The sequence below is a fragment of the Dictyobacter aurantiacus genome, assembly GCF_003967515.1.
Taxonomy (GTDB): domain Bacteria; phylum Chloroflexota; class Ktedonobacteria; order Ktedonobacterales; family Ktedonobacteraceae; genus Dictyobacter; species Dictyobacter aurantiacus.
The window spans coordinates 5,998,979-6,021,321 of the sequence record NZ_BIFQ01000001.1 but is presented as its reverse complement, the minus strand read 5'-3'; the positions used below and the strand labels follow the sequence as shown (position 1 = coordinate 6,021,321).

The 22,343-nt window shown below is 54.5% G+C and carries 21 protein-coding genes; 7 read left to right on the top strand and 14 right to left on the bottom strand.

The genetic code is table 11. The features are described from left to right. Positions 1-107 precede the first annotated feature (107 nt). From KTT_RS24310 to KTT_RS24295, 4 genes are all read right to left on the bottom strand, one after another. Positions 108-1,223 carry a 2-oxo acid dehydrogenase subunit E2 gene (locus KTT_RS24310; RefSeq protein ID WP_126599132.1) on the bottom strand — a complete coding sequence of 372 codons (1,116 nt, stop codon included), beginning with the start codon at positions 1,221-1,223 and terminating at the stop codon, positions 108-110. Further along, complete coding sequence (locus KTT_RS24305) at positions 1,210-2,238, bottom strand: alpha-ketoacid dehydrogenase subunit beta (protein ID WP_126599130.1); 1,029 nt, start codon at positions 2,236-2,238, stop codon at positions 1,210-1,212. The genes KTT_RS24310 and KTT_RS24305 overlap by 14 nt, the downstream gene beginning before the upstream one ends. After that, entirely contained in the window at positions 2,231-3,145 is a 915-nt protein-coding gene (locus tag KTT_RS24300) for a thiamine pyrophosphate-dependent dehydrogenase E1 component subunit alpha (protein ID WP_126599128.1), read from the bottom strand. Before KTT_RS24300 ends, KTT_RS24305 begins: the two co-directional genes overlap by 8 nt. A gap of 93 nt (positions 3,146-3,238) precedes the next feature. Continuing rightward, positions 3,239-3,466, bottom strand: a complete 228-nt coding sequence (locus tag KTT_RS24295; RefSeq protein WP_126599126.1) for an acyl carrier protein — start codon at positions 3,464-3,466, stop codon at positions 3,239-3,241. Positions 3,467-3,939: 473 nt separating this feature from the next. Here KTT_RS24295 and KTT_RS24290 point away from each other — a divergent pair, with 473 nt between their 5' ends. The 3 genes from KTT_RS24290 (at position 3,940) to KTT_RS24280 (ending at position 6,097) form a co-directional block, all read left to right on the top strand. Continuing rightward, positions 3,940-4,305: a VOC family protein gene (locus KTT_RS24290; RefSeq protein WP_126599124.1), complete on the top strand. Its 366-nt coding sequence runs from the start codon at positions 3,940-3,942 to the stop codon at positions 4,303-4,305. Between the two features lie 507 nt (positions 4,306-4,812). Then, complete coding sequence (locus KTT_RS24285) at positions 4,813-5,154, top strand: response regulator (protein ID WP_126599122.1); 342 nt, start codon at positions 4,813-4,815, stop codon at positions 5,152-5,154. A 160-nt stretch (positions 5,155-5,314) separates the two neighbouring features. After that, complete coding sequence (locus KTT_RS24280) at positions 5,315-6,097, top strand: SDR family oxidoreductase (RefSeq protein WP_126599120.1); 783 nt, start codon at positions 5,315-5,317, stop codon at positions 6,095-6,097. 173 nt (positions 6,098-6,270) lie between these two features. Here the strand turns inward: KTT_RS24280 and KTT_RS24275 are convergent, their stop codons facing one another. Both KTT_RS24275 and KTT_RS24270 read right to left on the bottom strand, forming a co-directional pair. Further along, positions 6,271-7,254 carry an SDR family NAD(P)-dependent oxidoreductase gene (locus KTT_RS24275; RefSeq protein ID WP_126599118.1) on the bottom strand — a complete coding sequence of 328 codons (984 nt, stop codon included), beginning with the start codon at positions 7,252-7,254 and terminating at the stop codon, positions 6,271-6,273. 192 nt (positions 7,255-7,446) lie between these two features. Beyond that, complete coding sequence (locus KTT_RS24270) at positions 7,447-8,019, bottom strand: TetR/AcrR family transcriptional regulator (protein ID WP_126599116.1); 573 nt, start codon at positions 8,017-8,019, stop codon at positions 7,447-7,449. A 259-nt stretch (positions 8,020-8,278) separates the two neighbouring features. Between KTT_RS24270 and KTT_RS24265 the strand changes: the two genes are divergently transcribed. After that, positions 8,279-9,220: an acetamidase/formamidase family protein gene (locus KTT_RS24265; RefSeq protein ID WP_126599114.1), complete on the top strand. Its 942-nt coding sequence runs from the start codon at positions 8,279-8,281 to the stop codon at positions 9,218-9,220. A gap of 111 nt (positions 9,221-9,331) precedes the next feature. On the opposite strand, the gene KTT_RS24260 is transcribed toward KTT_RS24265, so the two are convergent. The 5 genes from KTT_RS24260 to KTT_RS24240 form a co-directional block, all read right to left on the bottom strand. Beyond that, positions 9,332-10,225: a carbohydrate ABC transporter permease gene (locus KTT_RS24260; RefSeq protein WP_126599112.1), complete on the bottom strand. Its 894-nt coding sequence runs from the start codon at positions 10,223-10,225 to the stop codon at positions 9,332-9,334. A gap of 3 nt (positions 10,226-10,228) precedes the next feature. Next, positions 10,229-11,176, bottom strand: a complete 948-nt coding sequence (locus tag KTT_RS24255) for a carbohydrate ABC transporter permease (RefSeq protein WP_126599110.1) — start codon at positions 11,174-11,176, stop codon at positions 10,229-10,231. Between the two features lie 96 nt (positions 11,177-11,272). Beyond that, positions 11,273-12,754 carry an ABC transporter substrate-binding protein gene (locus KTT_RS24250; protein ID WP_126599108.1) on the bottom strand — a complete coding sequence of 494 codons (1,482 nt, stop codon included), beginning with the start codon at positions 12,752-12,754 and terminating at the stop codon, positions 11,273-11,275. A 1,124-nt stretch (positions 12,755-13,878) separates the two neighbouring features. After that, on the bottom strand, positions 13,879-15,132 hold the full coding sequence (locus tag KTT_RS24245) for an extracellular solute-binding protein (RefSeq protein WP_126599106.1): 1,254 nt from the start codon (positions 15,130-15,132) through the stop codon (positions 13,879-13,881). Positions 15,133-15,261: 129 nt separating this feature from the next. Further along, positions 15,262-16,374 carry a Gfo/Idh/MocA family protein gene (locus tag KTT_RS24240; RefSeq protein ID WP_160146095.1) on the bottom strand — a complete coding sequence of 371 codons (1,113 nt, stop codon included), beginning with the start codon at positions 16,372-16,374 and terminating at the stop codon, positions 15,262-15,264. A gap of 362 nt (positions 16,375-16,736) precedes the next feature. Here KTT_RS24240 and KTT_RS24235 point away from each other — a divergent pair, with 362 nt between their 5' ends. From KTT_RS24235 to KTT_RS24225, 3 genes are all read left to right on the top strand, one after another. Beyond that, the gene (locus tag KTT_RS24235; protein ID WP_126599102.1) at positions 16,737-17,882 is read left to right on the top strand and encodes an ABC transporter substrate-binding protein; all 1,146 of its coding nucleotides are present in this window, start codon (positions 16,737-16,739) and stop codon (positions 17,880-17,882) included. A gap of 76 nt (positions 17,883-17,958) precedes the next feature. Beyond that, positions 17,959-19,131, top strand: coding sequence for a CaiB/BaiF CoA transferase family protein (locus KTT_RS24230; protein WP_126599099.1), 1,173 nt, complete (start codon positions 17,959-17,961; stop codon positions 19,129-19,131). Between the two features lie 18 nt (positions 19,132-19,149). Continuing rightward, on the top strand, positions 19,150-19,608 hold the full coding sequence (locus tag KTT_RS24225) for a MaoC family dehydratase (RefSeq protein WP_126599097.1): 459 nt from the start codon (positions 19,150-19,152) through the stop codon (positions 19,606-19,608). Between the two features lie 45 nt (positions 19,609-19,653). Here KTT_RS24225 and KTT_RS24220 read toward each other — a convergent pair whose 3' ends face one another. From KTT_RS24220 to KTT_RS24210, 3 genes are all read right to left on the bottom strand, one after another. Further along, positions 19,654-20,448 (bottom strand): IclR family transcriptional regulator, encoded by a 795-nt coding sequence (locus KTT_RS24220; protein ID WP_126599095.1) that lies wholly within the window; start codon positions 20,446-20,448, stop codon positions 19,654-19,656. Positions 20,449-20,676: 228 nt separating this feature from the next. Beyond that, positions 20,677-21,018, bottom strand: a complete 342-nt coding sequence (locus KTT_RS24215; RefSeq protein ID WP_126599093.1) for a hypothetical protein — start codon at positions 21,016-21,018, stop codon at positions 20,677-20,679. Position 21,019: 1 nt separating this feature from the next. Continuing rightward, positions 21,020-22,129, bottom strand: coding sequence for a serine hydrolase domain-containing protein (locus KTT_RS24210; protein ID WP_126599091.1), 1,110 nt, complete (start codon positions 22,127-22,129; stop codon positions 21,020-21,022). Between the last annotated feature and the right edge of the window lie 214 nt (positions 22,130-22,343).

Sequence of the window (22,343 nt, the reverse complement as noted above, 5' to 3'; positions counted from 1 at the left end):
ATGCTACTCATAGGAAAAAAATCGCGCCCGCTACCAGCGACAAGAACAAGGAGATAGAGAACGTGCCTCAACCCGGCAGTCTTTTATCTCCTTGTCTCTTTATCTATCTATAACCCACCATCCTTGAGATTTTCGAGCCTGCGCTTGATTTCCTGGAGGAAGCGCACTGCATCAGCTCCATTAATGCTGCGATGATCATACGCCACACCGAGTGTCAGATAGTGACGTATACCTATGCTTTTATCCTTATTCAGATAGAGTTCCTCCTGCTCTGAGCACAGGGAAAGCATACATGTCTGAGTCGGAAAAATGAGGGGGATCGCCATGAGAATATCCTTGTCGGTATGAAGCGAAATAGTCAGGTGTCCGTCGCTCAACTCCTCTTCTCTCAGCGTTTTGCGCAAAGCCTTGAGCCGTAACTCCATCAGTTCATTGGCAATTTCAGCCAGTGATTTTGTCGCGACACCTTTGATCACAGGAATATACAAGCCTGTCCCTACATCGATAGTGACGCCAATATTCGGATTATTCTTTTGTTGGGGCGCGACTGCCTCTCCCGACGCCAGATGCTGATAAAAGGCAAAATAATCCTGCTGCATTTTTCCTAATTCGTGAATAAGCACTTCTGGCCATCCAATGATCACATCTTCGCGCTCAATGTATTCCGCCATCGCTTGTAGGGCTGCATCGCAATAGATCTTGATCATAGAGAATGCCGCTGGTATGCTCTGATGAGCAAGAGTTACCTGCCGCGCGACGATGGCCTGATTGTGAGAGCGGTGTTCTGATGTGGCCTGCTTCCTCATGGATTGAGGGGGAGTAATCAGCGCCTGCACATCGTCTTTTTTCAGCACCTTCTTGCCAAGAGAGGCAAGCTGTTCGTCTGCTATATTGTATCTCTTCACCAGTTCTTGCGCATTGCGTGTCAGGACAAATGAAACTGGCTTGCTGGCGTGAGAAGAAGCTACTGGACCAGAACTGGCAGAGTCCTCATCCATCAGCAGATACCCGATACAATAACCAGGTTCGTATTCTTCCCCTGGTGGTGCCAACTCATGCAAGATGCCTGTTCCCGGACTCAGCAAGTCTTCCGTCGCCTTTGAGGTTTCGAGGTAAGCCAACACCTCCCCTTCCCGAACCCGCTGTCCGCTGGTATATAGCCATTGCACGAGGGTGCACATGTTGTCATTGCTATTCGTTCTCGGCATGTTAATCGGTAACATAGATGGCCCTCCGTATCGCGCAAGAAATGTCTTCTGCCTGTACCAGTACCTGCTTCTCAAGATGGGAAGCAGTTGGAATAACACATGCACGCGAATGGATAAGCTGAATTGGCTGCTTTAGTTTCCCCCACAGTTGGGGATAGAGTTGCTGAGCAACCTCACTCCCCCATGTTCCACCTGCTGTGCTCTCTTCGACAATAGCAATATGTTTGATAGACGGCAAAGCCGTCACGAGAGTGTTCACGTCAAACGGATAGAGCTGCGAAGGTACAATGAGTTGCGTGCTTATCTCATCATTGAGCAGAAGATCTTTCATTGCATGCAGGCAGCGCGCAACCATGCCGCCCGGGGCAATAAGCAGACAGTCGGGAACAACCGCGCCATCACCATCCAGAAAAACCCGGATGAAATTCCCCTTGTGATCAAGCGCTTCCCAGGCAAAGTAGTCATCGATCACCCCATCGACCGCCATACGCTGGGTATAGAGAACCTTATCCTCAAAGAGGATGCAGGGCTGTCCAAGATTGATCAGTTTGTTGAGTAACAGTGTATTATCGTGGAATGGGGATAGCTCAAACAGACTTAAATGAGGAATACCAAGAAAATATTTTTGCATACTCTGACTGTGTGTGGGACCGTAGGCCCTGTTCCCTCCTACCGGGCAGCGTACAACCAGATTGATAGCCAGCGGACGACCATACATAGCGGTTGCTTTGCTCACAAAGTTGAGAATTATGTCATATCCCAGGGCGAGAAAATCTCCAAACATGATCTCTACAATTACTTTTTCTCCACAGAGAGCCAGCCCTCCTCCTATGCCCAGAAAGGTTGCTTCACTCAAAGGGGTTGCGAGAACCCTACCTGCAAAACGTGAAGAGAGACCACGACTCACTTTAAATGCTCCACCATAGGGATCAAGAATATCTTCACCTAAGAGAAAGACCCGCGGATCACTGGCAAACAGCTCATGCAGGGCTCGGTTGAGATTTTCAACCACCCGCTCATTCTTATTCATCTGTACAACTCCATTGTACGAGAGGTCGTTGCTCTACCTGTGCAATTACATCAGCCAGTTCGTGTCTGACATCCTGCTCGATACGTTCCAACTGATCTGGAAAACGACGTTGATACAACCCATACCAGTCGTTCTCCTGAATTGCGCGTAGCGTTTCTTGATCTCTGGTATCGTCTCCTTTACTGTGCGGGCCAAGCCGATGCGTCACAAACTCAATGACCAGAGGAGCACACAATGTACGTACATGATGTATCCGGGGAGCGACTTCAGTTCGGATAGTAGGAATGTCTAGCGAGGTGACCTTCACATAATCGATGTGGAACGCACGCACCCGTTCTTCAATCGTGCCTGCCATCTGTATGGAAGTTGGAGTTGATTGCGCGATGCCATTATTCTCAACAACCACCAGCAGGGGAACCTGCCATAATTGAGCGATGTTCAATGCTTCGTATGTTGTTCCTTCCCCCCATGTGCCATCACCAAGATAGACCACGGCTATTCCACCCCTCTCTTCGCGTTTCGCATGCAGAGCAACTCCTACGGCGACCGGGAGATTCTCTCCTTGCACGCCTGTCGAAAGATAGTGATCTCGAAAGAGATGCTGGCTGCCTCCTATTCCATTACAGAGCGCCCCCGTCCTTCCCATGATTTCCGCAAGAAGACTGGCCGGATCGCGAAAACGAGCCAGATAATGGCCATGTCCCCGGTGATGACTGAAAAGGAAATCATACTCGGTAAACAGGGTACTCAGAGAGACAGGGATGTATTCCTGGCCAAGGCAGGTATGGGTCGTTCCATGGAGTTTTCCCTCACCGAACAGCGTGAGCAACAAACGCTCAAAGTGCCTGATGAGGAGTAACGAGAAGAGATCACTATCTTGCAATTCGGAATATATAAGTGTATTCATTTCGCCGCTAGCATCCTTATTACCCGCAGATATTCCCATTTCTCTTCAGCTATCTTCTAAACAAGTGAAAATATCTGGTATCTTTTATAGGATCTATACTTCTATGCCTCTTTCCTGCAAAATTCGGCGCACCTTTGCCAGTGATGTCAATCGCTGCATCTCATAGGCATTCAACTTTACCCCATAGGCTTCTTCGAGAGCCGCAACCAGCTGAATGTGTTTCAGACTACTCCATGCTTTCAGGGTAGCCGGGCCTGAAGAATCCTGAAGAGTGGAGAGCGGCACCTGCATAATTTTTGCTACCAGTTCTTCTACTTTCATCGCTTGCTCCTCTAAGGATCAGTACGCTCGAACGTGTGCGTTCACCCATCCCACAACGGCCTCTCGCCAGAGCAAAATTGCAATACTCGCCCTGAGCTGACGAGACATGCCAGCGGGCTATAACCACAGGAGAAGTATAGAGAGTTTCTAAAGAGAATTGCTTCTTCTATATTGCTGTATCTTCACTCTGCTCGCGAGGAAATGAACCTGCCAGTGAAAAGTAGAAGAAAAAGTTCTGCAATAGGAAATAATTTCCTTATGGCGTAACAGATTACGTCAAGCTCAGGAAGGATTGGCTGTAAAAAATGTGATCTTTAATATTATTAGTGATCATTAAATTCAAAGGCACTTTCAAATATAGCAAGATAGAAGAAGTCATTTACATGTATATATGCTATATTGTGAGTGGCAAGACAATTTGCAGAGGAAACCGCTAAAAACTTAGTATCAGACTATGGAGGAGTAAAAGGCATATGGCAGATACATTTAACTGGGTTGAGATTCCAGCCACTGATTATAACCGGGCATTGAAGTTTTATAATACAGTGCTTAGCGCAACCATTGAGCCAGGAGAATTCGGCGGCATGCAATATAGTTTTCTGCCGTCTGATGGAGGAGTGAGCGGCGCACTGGTGAGCGGTGAAGGATATGCACCCGGTGATAGCGGTCCTATTGTCTATTTCAATGGTGGTGACGATTTAACGCCGATGCTCGCTCGTGTTGAGCAGGCGGGAGGAACGGTGATCGTCCCCAAGACCGAGATCGGTGGTGATAGCGGATTCTTCGCGCTGTTCATCGATACTGAAGGGAATCGCCTCGGCATCCATTCCACTCACTAGGTTGTGTGTAAGCTTGTAGCCAGATAGAAACAATCGTCATTTCATCGTAAGAAATCTCGTCGCTCGTTTTTCATAGCGAGTGATGAATTTCCTGGATTTATCGTAATTTGTGACTTTGCAGTGCAAAGTCACAAATTACGGCACTAGTTACGCATACCCAACGCGTAATATCGCCCGCAATCGATAATTCATTCAGAATACTTCAGGTTGACATCAATCAACCTCTTAAGTACAATATGCTCAGGCGGCTCATAAGATGTTAACCAACGAGGAACATGAGATTTGTATCCTCAAAAAAGTCTTTGTGAGCCGTCACCCAAACCACTTCTCGCATTCCTCCAGCAATATATCTGTTGTTGATGACCCCTTTTTTACTATTGACTGGTCAGCCTGGCGATTGCTACAATGGGGCGATAAGGAAATAACGTTACCCTTCCGCTGGCTCTATTGTCTCTTTCTGGCCCCCGGCAGGAAAAAAGAGAGGCTTCCTCATTGAAAAAGAAAATCATGGTCGCAGATGATGATGCCGCCATCGTAGATGTGCTGCAGATTATGTTGGAAGACGCCGGTTTCACCGTCGATACCTATGCTCAGGGACAGCCTGTAAAAAATATGCAGGCGCCATTCCCCGATCTGGTCCTGCTTGATATCCTGCTTTCAGGGATGGATGGTCGAGCTATCTGTCGCTACTTAAAAGATCAGCCAGCGACGCGGCATATCCCTATTATCCTCCTTTCTGCCCATACCGATGCCGAACAGACCGCGATCGGTGCCGGCGCCGATGCATTCCTGGCCAAGCCGTTCGATATCGATGATTTATTGGATCTGATCGAAAAATTCTTGCGCTAAAGCCCTATGGATGAGACGCGATTCCTGTGCTTTGCCCGTATCTACTATAGTGTGCCCGTAATGAATCATTGTACTCAGGACCCATCATCTGTGCGCTGATTCATATTCGGGAATACACTCTTATGCTGAGATAGAATGAAAAGATAAAGGAATAATATTTATGGCGTCTACAGAAAAAGTGGCATTGGTTACAGGGGCTGGTTCGGGTATCGGTAAGGCTACGGCAACTCTGTTAGCGCAACAGGGCATCAAGGTCGCGGCCGTCAGTCATACCGCTGATGAGGTGCAGGAGACGGTAGACGAGATTACGCGCGCTGGCCATGAGGCCCTGGCTATCGTGGCCGATGTCTCTCAGGAGAACCAGCTTCGGCAGGGGATCCAGCAGGTCATCGATAAGTGGGGCCGCCTGGATATCGTGCTGGCGAACGCCGGCATCAATGGCGTCTGGGCCCCCATCGAGGAACTGTCTCTGCAGGATTGGTCCAATACGATTACGACCAACCTGACCGGTACCTTCCTGACGATTAAGTATGCCACTCCCCACCTGAAAAAGCAGGGGGGCGCGATTACGGTGATCGCTTCGGTGAACGGTACCCGTGTGTTCAGCAATACCGGCGCGACGGCCTACTCCGCCAGTAAAGCCGGCCAGGTGGCGATTACAAAGATGCTGGCCGTGGAACTGGCTCCCCACAACGTTCGCGTCAATGTGATCTGCCCCGGCGCGACCGATACCGAGATCAGCGATAATACCCGGCAACAGGACGTGGATAAAATTAAGTTCCCGGTCGAATATCCGAAGGGCCGCATCCCCCTGGGTGAAGGAAAGCCCGCTACCGCCGCACAGGTCGCGCAGGCGGTTCAATTCCTGTCGTCGGATGCCGCCTCCCACATCACCGGCACCGAGATCTGGATCGATGGCGCCTCTTCCCTTATCACCGGCTAACCTCCATATATATACATCACCTTATTGCCAGCAATGAGGTGATTTTTGTTGCACTCAAGAAACCCGCAACGCCCTCGTAAGTGTCGGGCTTGTCCCGAATTTGCCGCGCTGCTCTTGATAAAAAGGAGCTTTAGTCCATTTCTCTCCATCGGGAAGGTCCGCAGCATATCGCCTTACGCGGCGGGTTGGCCGATGAGTTCGAGCGAGATCTTCCACAGTTTCTGGGCGGTGGCCGGGTCAAGCGCCCATTGCTTGACGCCGTCACCATTGTTGAATAGGTCGGCGTCGTTGGGCACCGTGTGGGCCTCCTGGCAGTCGGTAAGATAGTGCCCGCCGGTGTGGGCGAATTCAGGGGCAACCGCCGCGACGAGAGTAGTAGCGGCGCCTTGCCCCACAGTCTTGTAGACGAAGACTCCTGCCGCCTCGGCCTCGGCCAGGTAATCTTTTTGTTTCTGCGTGAAGTCTCTTTGCAGTCCGGTGGCGACGCCGCCGGGACTGACAACGTTGGCGACGATGCCGTCAGCAGCCCAGCGGCGCGTGGCTTCGACCGCGAATAACGAGTCGGCCGTCTTGGACTGCGCGTAGGCGGCCTGCGGGTCGTACTCGCGTCGTTCAAAGTGGATGTCGTCGAATACGACCGGTGATCTCATATGTGCCGTGGAGCTGACTGAGACGATGCGGGCCTCGCCCCGTTCGCGGGCGCCAGCGGCGAGGGCGTCATGCAATCCAAGACTTAGGGTGAAGTGTCCAAGGTAATTGGTGGCGAACTGCAGTTCCCAGCCTTCCGCGGTTCGGGACAGCGTGCTCGGAATGGCCCCTGCATTGTTGATCAGTAGATGCAGCGGACCATTCCAGTTCTGGACAAAGTTGGCTATTGAGGCTTGATTAGCGAGGTCCAGAGCGGTGACAATCACACGCTCATTTCTGGTTGACTTCACAATGTACTCCGCAGCCTTCGCGCCCGCGGCGGTATTGCGGACGGCGAGGGTAACTTCCGCGCCAGCACCGGCGAGGACGCGAGCGGTCTCAAGGCCGATGCCAGACGAAGCTCCGGTGATAATGGCGCGGACACCGGAGAGGTCAAGACCAGCCACGACGTCCTCAGCGGTGCTTGTGGCGTTGAATCGGGTTGTGATAAGTGAGTTAGATGCTTGCATGAAAACCTTCTTAAAGAAATTTGAATGTGTGCGATTGTACCAGAAGTGTGGAGAGCTGTGATTGATGACACCCACGCTCCCTTTGCTCTGGCACGATCTAATCTACATGTGACAAAGGAAACCAGAAAGTCTGGCAGTTATGTGTTTTTTTTTAAATGAGTGCTTACATACTCATTTAATGGCAAAAAATTTTTAAGGTCCTGTCACCGCATTCCAGAATGCGGTAAAGCCAGCATCCCAAAAACGCTCTACCTCTGTAGGATGGTGTGCAATGAACTCAATCGTCATATTCATGAGAGAGAGGAGTAAGGCTGTGCCAAACTCATAGGGCTGGTCCTTGAGGGCACCATAAGTAAACAGCTCTTGAACCATCGCATGAAGAGCTTCGTATCCTTCCATACTCAGACGTTTAGTCTGTTCCCAGATGGAATCTGAAACGCTCAATTGGGTTATGACTTTGTATTTGTCAGGATGGGCAAGGCCGAACCTGACATACATGTCCCAAATGTAGCGAGCACGGACCTCTAAGTTTGCATGGGCGGGATACGTGTCGAGCATGTTTGCTCGCACTTCAGCCTTCAATTCCACATACAATTCATTGAGCAGCGTCTCCTTGGTCTCAAAGTAGGTGAATAGCGACCCTTCTGAGACTCCAGCTACTCTGGCGATTTTGGAGGTAGAGACGCTCAAACCTTGCTCGGCGATCACCTGAACTGCTGCCGCAAGGATAGCCTCGCGTTTCTCTGGACTTTTTGGTCTTGCCATACACTCTCACCAATCGAATAATGACTGAGTACACACTCATTATAACAGAGGGATAGGCTTTTTGCAAGGCTGAGTGAATACTGCTACCCACTATCCTGCCAAAAACGACAACAAATTATATCCACAACTTCCCATATCAACAACCCGCTCTGAACGGCGTACACAATGGGTTGCTTGAAATTCAAACGGCCTCCATCTATATACTTACATGGTAGAATATCTAGATACAGTTTCACTGAAAGAATGCAGGGCAACAAACATGACAACCTATACCATCGGACCCGACTCACAAACGCTTCACGGCACCTTCTCGCGGGAATATCCCCCGGTGCTCACCATCGAGTCAGGGGACACCGTACAATTCCGCACCCTGGATGCGGGCTGGAACCTTTCCTTAGGTGAGGATGGCGAGCCAGACCACAAATTTCAACCGCGCGATGAAACACGTGACCGTGGTCACGCCCTCTGCGGACCCGTCGCTATCCGTGGCGCGCAGCCCGGCATGGTGCTTGAAGTCCATATCAATGAGATACGCCCCGGCCCCTGGGGCTGGACCGTCGCCGGTGGCTGGGAGAGCGCCGTCAATAAGAAGCTCGGTCTGCTCGAAGAGAAGTTGCGGCTGCGCTGGTCGCTGAACATCGATCAGATGATCGCGCGTGATCAGTATGGCCATGCCATCACCCTACGACCCTTCATGGGCGTGATGGGGATGCCTCCCGATGAGCCGGGCATCCATCCCACCTCCCCACCGCGCTATTGTGGCGGCAATATCGATTGCAAAGAACTGGTCGCTGGCACAACCCTCTATCTCCCTATTTCCGTGCCCGGCGCGCTCTTTTCGGTTGGGGATGGGCACGGCGTCCAGGGCGATGGCGAGGTGAGCGGGGTCGCCATCGAATGCCCCATGGAGCGCGTCGATCTCACCTTTCATCTGCGCGACGATCTCTCTTTGAAGACACCTCAAGCCAGGGTCGACAACGCCTGGATCACGCTGGGATTTCACGAGGACCTCCACGAGGCCTCGTTGATCGCGTTAGATGCTATGATCGACATCATGACCGATCACTACCATCTGCCGCGAAACCAGGCCCTCGCGCTTGCCAGTCTGGTCGTTGATCTGCGCATCACGCAGATCGCCAATGGCGTCCTTGGCGTCCATGCCCTCTTGCCCGATGATCGCCTCGCGACTCTATCTTCATAGATTTTTCTCTGTTTTCTGTTTTGTGGCATCCGCTGTAGTCAACGGCGCTCGCTGGCAACACCTCCAGGTGTGACCAGCGCCATCAAGTCATGACTTTCAGCGCTTGCTACATTAGCGTTCTCCCATACTCAGGACAACCCCACGAATAAAGTACTTCTGCGAGAAGAAGAAGGTTACGATGATCGGTAGAATGGTCAGAATAGATACCGCCATCAGCTGATTATACGCGGTGACGGACTGACCATAGAACAGGTTGAGGCCAATCGCCAGCGTGAACTGATTGGTGGAGCGTAGGTAGATCAATGCCGATAGCAGGTTGTTCCAGTTGCCGACAAAGGCGAAAATCGCCACGGTTGCCAGGGCTGGCTTGGAGAGCGGCAGGATGATACTGGTCAGGATGCGTAGATTCGAGGCGCCCTCAATGCGCGCGGCATCATCCAGCTCATTGGGAATGCTCATAAAGAATTGTCGCAATAGAAAAATCGAGAAGGGATAGCCAAACCAGGCCGGCAGGATCAGCGGCCAGAGCGTGTTGACCAGGCCTACTTTACTGAAGAGGATAAACGTGGGCACCAGCGTTACCTCGGCCGGGATCATCATGGTTGCCAGCATGAGAACAAACATAACATTGCTGCCGCGCGCGCGCAGGCGCGCGAAGCCGTACGCCGGGAGCGCGCATGAGATCAGGTTTCCGAATACGTTGGCGACCGTGACAATGATTGTATTGATCAAAAAGTGGGTGAAGGGAAGCGTTGTCCAGCCATCTATGTAGTTCTGCCATTGAAAGGTGCTGGGGAAAAACTGTGGCGGGAAGGTAAAGACCTGCTGCGATGGCTTGAGCGATGTCGTGACCATCCACATAAATGGCAAGATGAAAACGATCGCCCCCAGCACGAGCAAGACATAGATCATGATTCTTCCGGGCTTTATAGCAGTCCTCCTGCTCTGTTGCGCTGGCTTCAACGTCTCTACTACAGGCGAATCGGTGGTTGCGCTTACTTTCATAACCTATCTCCTTTGTATTGCGCCTTCATAGTGGACCCAGCGCCGGGCCAGACCAAGCTGGATCATCGTGATTAGCATGATCAGGATGAAGAGTACCCATGCCAGCGCGGATGCATAACCCATGTCGAAATACTGGAAGGCCTCGCGATAGATATAGAGCCCATAGACCAGCGAGCCATTGGCGGGACCCCCATTGGTCATGACCAGGATCAGCACAAAGGCTTGCAGCGAGGCGATGAAGCCTGTAATCAGGTTGAAGAAGATGACCGGTGAGATCATTGGGACGGTGACGTGCCAGAACTTGGACCAGTTGCCCGCTCCATCGATCGACGCCGCCTCGTACAGGTGCGCGGGTATGCCCTGCAGGCCCGCCAGGTAGATGATCATCGTGCTTCCGGCACTCCAGGCGCTCATGATGATGAGCGCGGGAATCACCCACTGCTCCGATGCCAGCCAGCCTGGTCCCTGGATACCAACCAGCCCGAGCAGGAAGTTGACCATGCCAAAATCTGGATGGAAGATGTTGATCCAGAGCAGCGCGGTCGCGATGCCCGAGACAACCGATGGCAGGTAGAAGATAGTGCGAAAGAAGGCGATGCCGTGTACCTTCTGGTTAAGCAGTAGCGCCAGCAGAAACGAGACCACCACACTCAGCAGAACGCTGCCGATGCCATAATACAGCGTGTTCTTGAGGGCAACATAGAAAAGGGGATCCTGAAAGAGACGCTGATAGTTTTGCAGCCCGATCCATTGCGGGCTGGAGAGCAGCGACCAGTTGGAGAAGCTGAGGAAGGCCGAAGCGATGATCGGTCCCCCACCAAAGAAGATGAATCCTATCAGCCAGGGTAAGATAAACAGGTAAAACTCGCGCTCCTCGCGCCGCGCCCGCCGGGAAGTAGCCTTTTTTACGGCTTTCTGCTGCGGACTCACTTTTTCGCTCGTCAGTTGCATGCTAAACGACTCCTTTCACAGCATCGTACACATCCTGTCATGCAAACACGGCATATATGCTGCGTCTGCATGACAGGATGTGCCGCGTGTAGCTAATCAGCTGCCGGAGTTGGCATTCTGCGCCAGTATCGGGCCTACCTGCTGAGCAACCTGCTTCAGGGCATCCGCTACAGCCAGCTGACCCGCTTCAACGCGGTCCCAGATTGGTGTAACTGTGTTGGATACCTTCGGCGTCGTGGGCTGGTGGAGCACCGCGTTCGAGCCATACTTCTCCAGCGACTCCAGTACCAGCTTCGCGCTTGGCGGAGCGTATTTTGATTTGAAATAGGAATCCCAGGCCGACGAACGAGCTGGACTGCCACGCCCGGTCATCCCCCACATAAATTGCTGACCCGCTGAGGAGAGGTACTCGTTCAGATAGATCCAGGCGGCATCTTTGTTCTGACCATTTTTGGGAATCATGTACGCGCTCCCTTCAGCAAATGTCGAGCGCCCTTTGGGCCCCTTGGGCCAGAGGGCGAAGTCCCACTTGAAACGGGCATTCTGGCTGAGGGCGGGTGTCGACCAGGAGCCTGCCAGCATCATGGCCGACCTTCCCAGCGTGAAGGGATCGAGCTGCTGAATCTGGAAGCCCTGCGCCTCGGCTGGCGAGGGGACGGCGTTGTGCTTGAGCCGTATCTCCAGCCACCATTGCATGGCCTGGACGGCCGCCGGCTGGTCGAGATAGCACTGCGTCTCCTGAGGCTCGTTGGTGTACTGGCCCCCAAAGGGGAAGAGATAGTTGGGCCCGATACCACCATCGGAGGGATTGGGAGTCGCACTGATGCCAAAAATCCTGTCACGCCCCTGGCCGCTGGCCAGCTTGATAGCGTTCTGCTTGAGATCATCAAGCGTCCAATCGTTGGTGGGATACTTCACGCCAGCTTTATCAAATAGATCCTTATTGTAGTAGAGCAGACCAGGGCCGCAGTCGTAAGCTATGCCGTATGTTTTTCCTCCGCGCTGATAGAAACCCATCGATGGCTTGGTGAAGTCGCTGAGGTTGAAGTCGGTCTGCTTGCTGATATAGTCGTCGAGCGGCGCGATTGCTCCCTGTGAAATAAATTGCTGCGCCCAGGCAAACTGACAATACATCACATCAGGCAAGGTCCCGCCAGCCGCCTGCGCGATGTATTTCTGCAGATAATTGTTAAACGGTGTATTCTCGGCGCTGATGCTGATGTTGGGATGGCGTTTCATGAATAGCGTGTCAAACTGCACCTGGCGCGTCCAGAACGTAGCATCCCAGGAGTGAGAGATACTAAGCTGAACCTTCGAGGTCGGTTCGGGCAGGACCGTTTTGGGCCATTGCAGGCCATTGGCGTCGCTAATTGAGTAGATTGATTTCGTGACCGGGGTCGGTGTACCGGCGGCAGCCTTGCCTTGCGAGGTCTGCGGCTTTACACTTCCACAGGCGGCAAGCAGTCCACTCACCCCGACTATCCCTGCTAACTTGAGAATTTCTCTCCTACTGTAACCGCGCTTCAAAAGTTCACGTTCGAGTTCAGGTGTGATGCCGTCCCGATTAGAATATTCCATTATCTAATCCTCCCTTGGATTGGACCTGGCTCTGACCCGTCACGATGCCCGCTAGTCCATTCATAGCACATCCATGACAGGATCATCACTTGTTCGATAAGATACGTACCAACGCTGTACAACTATCTTCTTAAGAACGTGTCTTACACCCATGATCTTTCGCCTGCGGCACTCCTGATCTTTCGCACCTACTGCTTTGTCAAACTTCGTTTGATGGATTGTTCGCCCGCTACGCGGGCGAGAGGGGAAGGAGTTGCCGGGGGCACAGCCCCCGAACCCCCGTAGGTGCTGGGCTAGCCCCAGCTTGGGGCTAGCCGCTTGATCATGCCCCCGGCATGCTCGCTTGCATCCCCGCTCCCCCATCAAATGAACTTTGACAGAGCACTACGGTGCTCAACGAGTCCGTTGTGTGTTGGTGCATAGGGTGCGCGGCTGCGCACCCTATGCACCAACACACCAAACCAGCTCAGCCGCTCATACCATGCACCAACACACCAAACCAGCTCAGCCGCTCATACCATGCACCAGCTCACCAAACCAGCTCGGCTGCGCAGCGGACGCGCGTGCGGGGGCGCTCACGTGCCCCTATGGTAACGGCAGTCAGACACTTCTGGACCCTCATGATTACGGCCAGCGGCCTGCATAAGGTGCTTAAGAGTCCTCTGGTTGTTGGTGCACCAGGGGCGCGGATGCGCCCCTGGTGCACCAACAACCAAAACCGGTGCGGCCGCATAGCGGACGCGCGTGCGGAGGCGCTCACGTGCCCCCATGGTAACAAAAGTCAGACACATTCTAAGTGGGAAAGCGCTTTCTCTACACCGCTTAAAAATAAAAGCCATCACCTGCTAAAATGAGTATGACACATTTTAGCAAAGATCACCATCTTCTATCTTTTCTTTTTCATTCCTCCCTTTAAATCAAAGAATATCAATTACTGGTTAGAGGTTATATAAAACAGTATTTGCTTCTTGTCAAGAGGCAATACATGTGCTTGTGGTGGATAAAGCATGCATAGTAGCACAAATATGGGTTTTCGTACATGAAAGAAAAGTATATTATTTATTACCTCCTGCTCAGAAAAAATAAGTTCTATACATCCTTACCCGGACTTTATCTGCCAGTGGTCATCTTGCCTCCATGAGTTGCCGCGCCTGAGCGCTGGCCCAGGTCAACGCCTCTTCGACGCTCTTGCGCTGGTGCAAAGCATCGTCTATCGCGACGTTCAAAATCTCGGTGATCGCCGGCCACTGGGGAATGGGGGGTGGACTGTCCACACTCTTATGCACGGCTTCAATGGTGGAGTAGACAGGAAACTGGCGCAGAATCTCGGGATCGCGCCACGTCGTGTATCGCGTGGCGATGCAGCCATTAAGCGCCGTGACCTTATCAAGGGCAGGCGATGCCGTTGAGCGCAGAAACGCATAGGCCAGCTCTTTCTGCGCGCTACCCGCCGCGACCGCCAGTACCCAGTAGACGTTGATCGATGTATGCGCACCATGGGCGCTATCACCACGCGGTATCAGGCCCAGACCGTTCTTGCCCACTACACGCGACTGCTCTGGCACCTCGGCCATCGTGGCGAAGCCGCACCAGTTAACCATCATGGCGGCGCGCCCACTTGCGTAACAGGCCCCAGAAGCTACCGAATCGAGCTCTTTCGCCTCCGGTGGCACAACCTTGTAGCGGTTAAACAGGTCGACGTGAAATTGTAGGGCCTCAATGGCGATCGGGTCGTGAAAGATCGGTAGCCCCTGGTCATCAAGCAGGCGACCACCACGGCTCCAGGTGTGAATCATGAAGTCGTAGACGTTGTTGTGCGCGTCGTTCAGGCCAGCGGCCACCACGCCATACAGATCCTGCTCGGGCCGTGTAAAAAATTGCGCGATCTTTAAATACTCGGACCAGGTCTCAGGAGGTCGTAGCGCCTGTCCGTAGCGTGCCTGGAAGTCGGACTGCTCACGCGGATCCTCAAACAGGTCGCGCCGATAGATAAACATCATGGGACCATCATGATACGGCAGGGCATAGGTCCGGCCGCCTGCGTCACGCTGCAAGCTCCGCAGGCTGGGCGACCAGCCATCCGGCCATCCTTCGGGTGGTGCCTGCTCCAGCAAAGGGTCGAGCGCCACCAGCAGGCCACGCTGCATTGCTTCGGGCAGCCAGTCTGTCAGGGTCAGCGTTACGTCAATGTCGCCACTCGCCAGTTCGGCTCGGGCAATCGTACTCTCGTAGAGTGCCTGTGGTTCGCGAAAGGTCAGCTCCACCTTGACGCCAGGATAGGCCTGCTCAAAGGCCGCCGCCTGCTCGGCCAGTGCCTGCTCGAAGCCGACAAAGCTGCGCCCCACCAGGCGTAGTACCGTTTTGTCTCCAGTGACCATACGCTTTGTGCCTCCATTTCCGTCTCTGACATAAAATCAATTGACGTTCATCAGACTTTTCTCTGACACCATTCCTGATGGATAGGTCATGCATTTGGATGGGAGTGGTCGCTTGAATAGTTAACCGCATTATAGTGATTGTGGATCAACGGCGCAGTGGCTGGTCATAGAACGATAGGCGGCCATGACGATGCGCAGCGTGCCCAGATTGTCACGCAGCGATGTCTCGGGAGCGCCAGGAGCGCCCTCCAGACCACGCATGACGCTGGCCATCGTGCCGATAAAGGCATCAGGAAACCAGCTGCCGGCAAGATCAGGGCTGATCCAGGTACCAGATTGCAGATTATGGCTCATGTAACGGAAGCTATCGGGGACGCCGGTGGGATAGTTCTTGAGCAGACCCAGCTCCGCTACCGCGCTCCCCTCGGTCCCCTCAACGCGAAAGGTTGCGAACTGGTCAACCAGTCCGCCGCTATTGTGATGGGTATCGACGACCGTGGCGCGCAATTGTCCATCGAAGATGAGTTGGATCGTCGTGCGTGTCTCGCCTCCGGTCGCGAAGCCGGGCACAGTGCTGCCATCGGCGAAGACCAGGCGCGGCTCACGTCCCAGCAGGGCGCGAATAGTATCGAGATAATGGATCGAGTGATACATGACTTCGACGTGCTCGCCCGCGACGATCCAGGGCCAGGTATCCCAGGGGGTCAGCACGTTGATCAGAAACGTGACCTGGTAGATTTCTCCCAGCAGGCCGCGCCTGATGAGGTCTCGCATCGCCAGCGCCGCTGGCATCCAGCGCGCCTGCTGGTTCACCGCTGCTACGATGCCCGCCTCTTCAACGGCTGCGACGATCGACCCGGCTGTGGCAAGGTCCTCCGCCATCGGCTTCTGCAATAAAAGAGCCTTGCCCGCCTGCGCGACGCGAGTGGCGATAGCATAATTCTCGCGCGCCGGGACCGCGACATCGACGATAGCCGCTGGACTGGCAAGCACATCGTCCAGACTGGCATAGACGGTATCAATGCCGTAGCGCGCGGCGGTCGCCCGCGCCTTATCGGTCTGCTGATCATAGATACCAATGACGTTGAAGCCAGCCTTCCGATACGCCGGCAGATGCGCGTCATTGACGATGCTGCCCGCGCCAACAATCGCGATGGGATAATCGCGGCGCCTCGGCAGCGGAATCTCCGACGAAACCTGCCAATCACCACGTGGGGGCCCCTGTATTGCATCATTGCTCATAACGGCATATCCCCTTTTCCCCGGGCGCACACGTCCACCCGTACGTGCGCCCCTTGCGGGCGCTTGCCGCAAAGCGGCCACGTCCCCGGAAAGCACATGCCCACCCTCGGCTTTCATATGTTCGTATATGAATATTGTAATCACAGGTGAAAGTTTGTCAAGGGAGTCAAAATACCTTTTCCTCGTACCGATTCCCTTCACCGTCCATACCGGACATTGTCTTCCTACCACCCCCTGCCTGCGGTGCAAGGACAATATCTCCAATGCTCGCAACTTAAACCAGCTTGACAATTTTTCACCTGTGATTACAATATTCATATACGAAAACATATTTCGACAAAGCCTATTTGCAGAGGAAATATATGTCCGCTGTCATCACTCTCAACGGCATCACCTGGAATCACACGCGCGGCTATCTACCGCTGGTGGCCAGCGCCCAGCGCTTTAGCGAGTTGAACCCTGGCATCGAGGTCCACTGGCATAAGCGCTCGCTGCAGGAGTTTGCCGATTTCCCCGTTGACCAGCTGGCGGATAAATTCGACCTGCTGATCATTGATCATCCCTTTGTCGGTTACGCGGCCAGCCATCCCGTCCTGCTGCCGCTCGATGAGCATCTTCCAGCGGAGTTTCTGGCCGATCAGGCCAGCCATAGTGTTGGTCGTTCGCACGAGAGCTACACATTTGGAGATCATCAGTGGGCGCTGGCCGTCGACGCGGCCACGCCGGTCAGTTCCTGGCGCGCCGACCTGCTGGCCCGCTGGCGGATCGAGCTTCCGCGCACCTGGGATGAGGTGCTGGCGCTGGCGCGTCGCGGCCTGGTAGCGCTGCCCGCCATTCCCATCGATAGCCTGATGCATTTCTACATGCTCTGCTGTGGACTCGGGGAGGAGCCGTTCGCCAATGGACGCAACGTGGTCAGTACGGAGGTGGGTGTGGCCGCGCTCAACTCCCTGCGCGAACTGGTCGGTCTGTGCGATCCGGCGTGTCTGCGGCGCAATCCCATCGCCACCTACGAGGCCATGATCTCCAGCGATCAGATCGCCTACTGTCCCGCCGCCTATGGCTACGTCAACTATGCGCGACCCGAGTACGCGCGGTCGCCGCTACGCTTCGGCGAACTGGTCAGCCTCAACTCTATGCAACTGCGCTCGACGCTGGGTGGAACCGGGCTGGCCCTCTCGGCGCGCAGCGACCAGCGGGAGGCTGCGCTCGCCTACGCGCGCTTTGTCGCCGACCCGGTCAATCAGCGTGGGCTGTATTTCGTCAGCGGTGGTCAGCCCGGCCATCGTCAGGCATGGCTGGATCATACCGTCAACCAGGCCTGCGACCACTTCTTCGCCCGTACCCTCCCCACGTTGGATCAGGCCTATCTGCGCCCCCGCCACTCCGGCGCGATCCCTTTCCAGGATCACGCGGGTCCGCTGGTACATCGCTACCTGAGCGAGGGAGGAGATCCTCGCGCGGTGCTGCGCGAGATCGACAACCTCTACGCCCATTCGCTCGCATAGCTCTATCTTCTTACGTTTCAGTAATGTTTATGAAATTGATAAGTTTAAAATTCTGAAAGCGGGAAAGCAGGCAAGCATGAGCCAGCATTACGACAGTACAAAGCCGTTGAGCGGACTCCTCGTCCTCGATTTCAGTCAATTCCTGGCCGGGCCATTTTGTTCGCTGCGCCTGGCCGATATGGGCGCGCGCGTCATCAAGATCGAGCGCCCCCAGGGCGGTGACCTCTGCCGCCAGCTCTACATCTCCAACCTTGATCTGGACGGTGACAGTACGTTATTTCATTCGATCAACCGTAACAAGCAGGGCTTCGCCGTCGATCTCAAGAATCCGGCTGAGCTGCGGCAGGTGAAGAAGCTGATATCACGCGCCGATGTGTTGATCCAGAATTTCCGCCCGGGCGTCATCGAGCGGCTGGGGCTCGGCTATGATCAGCTGCGCGCGGAGTATCCACGCCTCGTCTACGCCTCGGTGAGTGGCTATGGGAAAGAGGGCCCCTGGCGCGATCTGCCGGGACAGGACCTGCTCGCGCAGGCCCTATCGGGAGTGACCTGGCTGAGCGGCGACGCGACGCAGGGTCCGGTCCCCTTCGGACTCTCCATCGCGGATATGCTGACCGGTACCTACCTGGCCCAGGGCATCCTGGCCTGCCTGGTCCGTCGTGGCATCAGTGGTCAGGGCGGCCTCGTTGAGGTCAGCCTGCTCGAATCCATCCTCGATTGCCAGTTCGAGCTGCTCACGACGCACCTCAATGATGGCGGAAAGCTGCCGCTGCGCAGCCAGGTCAACAATGCCAACGCCTATCTGAGTGCCCCCTATGGTATCTACGCGACCAGCGATGGCTACCTGGCGCTGGCCATGAACGACATCCCCCGCCTCGGTCAGCTCTTGAACTGCCCTGAACTTCTGCTCTACACCAACCCCAAAACCTGGTTTAGTGAACGCGATACCATCAAAGCCCGGCTGGCCCAACATCTCCTGGGTGAGACGACCGCGTACTGGTTGCGCATCCTGGAGCCGGCGGGCATGTGGTGCGCCGAAGTCCTCAACTGGCATCAACTGCTGGCGCACGACGGCTTCAAGGCCCTCGATATGGTCCAGCGTGTGAGCCGCGCCAACGGTGCCGCTCTGACCACCACGCGCTGCCCCATCCGCATCGATGGCACCCTGCTAACCTCGCCGGTCGGAGCGCCAACCATCGGCGAGCACAACGCGCTCATCGCCCAGGAATTTGACCTGTTTGATCTATAAGCGAAGGGGGAGATAACGATGTTCCAGGACCGCTATTTCGAAGATTATCAGATCGGTGAGCAGCGTCAGACTATGGGACGCACCATTACCGAAACCGACATCGTGATCCACGCTGGACAGACCGGCGATTTCTATCCGCATCACATGGATCGCGAATGGTGCAAGACACAGGATTTCGGCCAGCGCATCGCCCACGGCACCCTGATCTTCAGCGTCGCCATCGGTATGACCGCCGGTGCCATCAATCAGCTTGCCTTCTCCTATGGCTATGACCGGCTGCGCTTCATCAAGCCCGTCTTCATCAACGACACCATCCATGTGCGCGTCACCATCAGCGACAAGCGGGAGCACGCCAAACGCACCGATCACGGCGTCGTCGTAGAAAAGTGTGAGGTCTTCAATCAGCACGATGAACTGGTGCTGGTCTGCGAACACCTCCTCCTTGCCAGGCGTAGAACGCCGACGACATCTATTTGATCGCTATACATCTGACCCGAAGAGGAAAAAGAAAGAAGGGAGAAATTACACCACGATGCCTGCGGCACTCGCGATGGCGTCGGCACAGTGGCGCAATGGGGGCAGCATCGTATCGAGGAATGAAACATGTCTGCGCGAGAGCGAGCAGATCGCCAGCGCAGCCTGCAAGTGCGAGGTCTGCGAGCCAACCAGCAGCACCAGATCCTGCACGCCATCGTTCGACTCGCCCACCACATATTCGTAGCCACGAGCACGGATCTCGTCGAGACGCGCCGCCAGCTCCTCGCGCTCCTGCGCGGATAAGCTCGCGTACTCCTCATCCAGCTGGTAGGCTTCCTCGGCCGCGACCGGGCTCATGTGTGCCAGCAGCAGACGACCAGAGGCGGTATGCAGGAGCGGAAAGGTCCCCCCCACCTCAACCGAGAGTCGCAGGCGAGCATGATTCTCCTCCTGCGCCAGCACCACCAGTCTGCCCTGATGCACCACGCTCAGATGACAGGACTCGTTGATCTCATCGACCAGCTCGCGCATGGGACGCGCCGCCGCCCGCAGCAATCCCTGGTAAGGAGAGTGAGTATGACCCAGCTCAAACAGGCGCAACGTCAGACTGTAGGCGCCCGACACCGGATCGCGCTGGATATAGCGCCGCCGTTCCAGACAGGTAAGCATACGGAAGAGCTCACTCGCGCCGCGCCCCAGCAAACGTGCCAGCTGCGCCTGAGTCAGCGGCACCGTATGCGCCGCCAGGCACTCCAGAATATCCAACCCCTTCTCCAGCGCCGGAACATGATACGCCGGCTGCGACGAGCTCGTATCAATATCGTCTAACTTCTTATCCATGCCTTTTTGCCTCTGCCGCTCTCAAAAATAATAGAATGGCTAAATTTCACCTACAAATGACTATATTCATATATGAAATATTGTAATTATTCAGCCAACAACCTGTCAATGCAGGTACCACGACCGGAATGCCCCTGTAACGACGACCTTCAACGGTTCGCCAGGCCGATTGCGGCCCCACGTGGCGCCCAAATGAAACCTTCCCTTTGGGCACCACGCACCACCCCCTTATACCAACCGTCCCTTAATGTGCTCGTCATTATCTTGCCAGAATGGCACAATCTTAATGGATACATCGACCTCGTCAGAGCCAAAATCAAAGGTAAGAACATGAGAGAATGGCGTTTCGATATACTGCCACGTCATCACAAATGTATGCTCATTCACCCAACCACCATGGGCCGCGACAGGCATTTCTGTCGATAACTCCCGGCGATACCCCAGCGCCGACGTCCCGGCGATCCAGTCGGTGCGTCCGCAGCGAATGGTATGCCGAGCGCCCTTGTTATCAAGGGCCGTAAAGACACATTCGTCTTGCCCAAACTCAAACGACACTTCCTCAACATGCAACTTATTCGCTTCCAGACGAATGGTCCGCTTCTCTATCCTCGCAGCCGTTGCTGGCGCCACGGACAACACTTCCGGCAGAGGCAATACCAGATCGGCCAGGCGCTTTCCTCAACTTCTGCGTCGCCTCCGTGTTGTCCGGCAATGGCTCCGCGTGCATGCCTGGCAAGATATGCCTCCAGACCTCATCTAAGATGGCATGCATGTCGCTTGTTCCGCTGGTAAGAGCAAGAACAGCATTTTGCTCAGGCATGATCACGCTGAACTGCCCAAAGGCCCCATCCGCGCGGTACGCGTTATGCCGACAACGCCACATCTGGTATCCATACCCCTGCTGCCAGTCATCGTTTGGATCGTCCCCGTTCGGAGTGTGAATCGAGCTTGCCTCTTCAATCCAGTCTTCAGGGACGACCCTCTTTCCATTCCATACACCACGCTGCAGAAAGAGCTGACCAAACTTTGCCAGGTCAAGCGTCTTTATGCTCAAGCCGGTGCCGCCTAAATTGATGCCATCCCGATTGGACTCCCATGTCGGATTCTCAATACCCAGCGGCTGGAAGAGACGTGGGCGCAGATACTCCAACACCGTCTGGCCGGTCAAAGATTGCAGAATGGCCGAGAGCATAAAACTGGCCCCGGTGTTGTAAAGAAAATGCGTACCCGGCTCATAGGTGATAGGGGTCGATAGGAAGATCTGTACCCAGTTCCCTTCCGGCTCACGCGCTAAAAGAGGAAAAGTATCCTTTTCGTGACCCGTACTCATAGCCAGCAGATGACGGACCTGCAGGGCTTCCATATTCTCTTTGATCTCAGGAGTTACATACGCCGGAAAAAACGAGAGCACCGCGTCGTTGACCGATAAGCGGCCTTCAGATACCGCCAGCCCTATCGCGGTCGCCGTAAAGCTCTTACTCACCGAGTACATACTATGCGGAAGTTGCTCCGCATACGGCCTCCACCAACCCTCCGCTACGATCCGCCCGTTACGCATAAGGATCAAACTCTGAACACCAAGCCTCCTCTCCTCAACGGCATCAATGAACGATTGAATGGCAGCAGACGAAATTCCCTGAGCCTCCGCCGTGCTGCGCTGCAATGAGGTAGCATGATCCATCACTTTTTCTCCCCAAAAATACGTCGTCGTAGGTGCCAGGCTCACTCCGGCTTACGTGCCGGACTCGCCCGGCCTTTCTTTCTACACCATAAACATACATCATAGATACCAAGCCTGACCCAGCTTTCAATACCATATATGCATCATACGACATATATCCATCTCCATGACAGCATACATTGTCCGCAAGCGCCCCCTCCCCCCTTTGCAAGTA

Bases quoted from the DNA above. Each gene is read 5' to 3' on its own strand.
- KTT_RS24300 (WP_126599128.1), bottom strand. From the start codon at position 3,145: ATGAATACACTTATATATTCCGAATTGCAAGATAGTGATCTCTTCTCG.
- KTT_RS24245 (WP_126599106.1), bottom strand. From the start codon at position 15,132: ATGGTCACTGGAGACAAAACGGTACTACGCCTGGTGGGGCGCAGCTTT.
- KTT_RS24225 (WP_126599097.1), top strand. From the start codon at position 19,150: ATGTTCCAGGACCGCTATTTCGAAGATTATCAGATCGGTGAGCAGCGT.
- KTT_RS24240 (WP_160146095.1), bottom strand. From the start codon at position 16,374: ATGAGCAATGATGCAATACAGGGGCCCCCACGTGGTGATTGGCAGGTT.
- KTT_RS24270 (WP_126599116.1), bottom strand. From the start codon at position 8,019: ATGGCAAGACCAAAAAGTCCAGAGAAACGCGAGGCTATCCTTGCGGCA.
- KTT_RS24295 (WP_126599126.1), bottom strand. From the start codon at position 3,466: ATGAAAGTAGAAGAACTGGTAGCAAAAATTATGCAGGTGCCGCTCTCC.
- KTT_RS24220 (WP_126599095.1), bottom strand. From the start codon at position 20,448: ATGGATAAGAAGTTAGACGATATTGATACGAGCTCGTCGCAGCCGGCG.
- KTT_RS24260 (WP_126599112.1), bottom strand. From the start codon at position 10,225: ATGAAAGTAAGCGCAACCACCGATTCGCCTGTAGTAGAGACGTTGAAG.
- KTT_RS24275 (WP_126599118.1), bottom strand. From the start codon at position 7,254: ATGCAAGCATCTAACTCACTTATCACAACCCGATTCAACGCCACAAGC.
- KTT_RS24310 (WP_126599132.1), bottom strand. From the start codon at position 1,223: ATGTTACCGATTAACATGCCGAGAACGAATAGCAATGACAACATGTGC.
- KTT_RS24210 (WP_126599091.1), bottom strand. From the start codon at position 22,129: ATGGATCATGCTACCTCATTGCAGCGCAGCACGGCGGAGGCTCAGGGA.
- KTT_RS24305 (WP_126599130.1), bottom strand. From the start codon at position 2,238: ATGAATAAGAATGAGCGGGTGGTTGAAAATCTCAACCGAGCCCTGCAT.
- KTT_RS24285 (WP_126599122.1), top strand. From the start codon at position 4,813: ATGGTCGCAGATGATGATGCCGCCATCGTAGATGTGCTGCAGATTATG.
- KTT_RS24230 (WP_126599099.1), top strand. From the start codon at position 17,959: ATGAGCCAGCATTACGACAGTACAAAGCCGTTGAGCGGACTCCTCGTC.
- KTT_RS24255 (WP_126599110.1), bottom strand. From the start codon at position 11,176: ATGCAACTGACGAGCGAAAAAGTGAGTCCGCAGCAGAAAGCCGTAAAA.
- KTT_RS24250 (WP_126599108.1), bottom strand. From the start codon at position 12,754: ATGGAATATTCTAATCGGGACGGCATCACACCTGAACTCGAACGTGAA.
- KTT_RS24280 (WP_126599120.1), top strand. From the start codon at position 5,315: ATGGCGTCTACAGAAAAAGTGGCATTGGTTACAGGGGCTGGTTCGGGT.
- KTT_RS24235 (WP_126599102.1), top strand. From the start codon at position 16,737: ATGTCCGCTGTCATCACTCTCAACGGCATCACCTGGAATCACACGCGC.
- KTT_RS24290 (WP_126599124.1), top strand. From the start codon at position 3,940: ATGGCAGATACATTTAACTGGGTTGAGATTCCAGCCACTGATTATAAC.
- KTT_RS24265 (WP_126599114.1), top strand. From the start codon at position 8,279: ATGACAACCTATACCATCGGACCCGACTCACAAACGCTTCACGGCACC.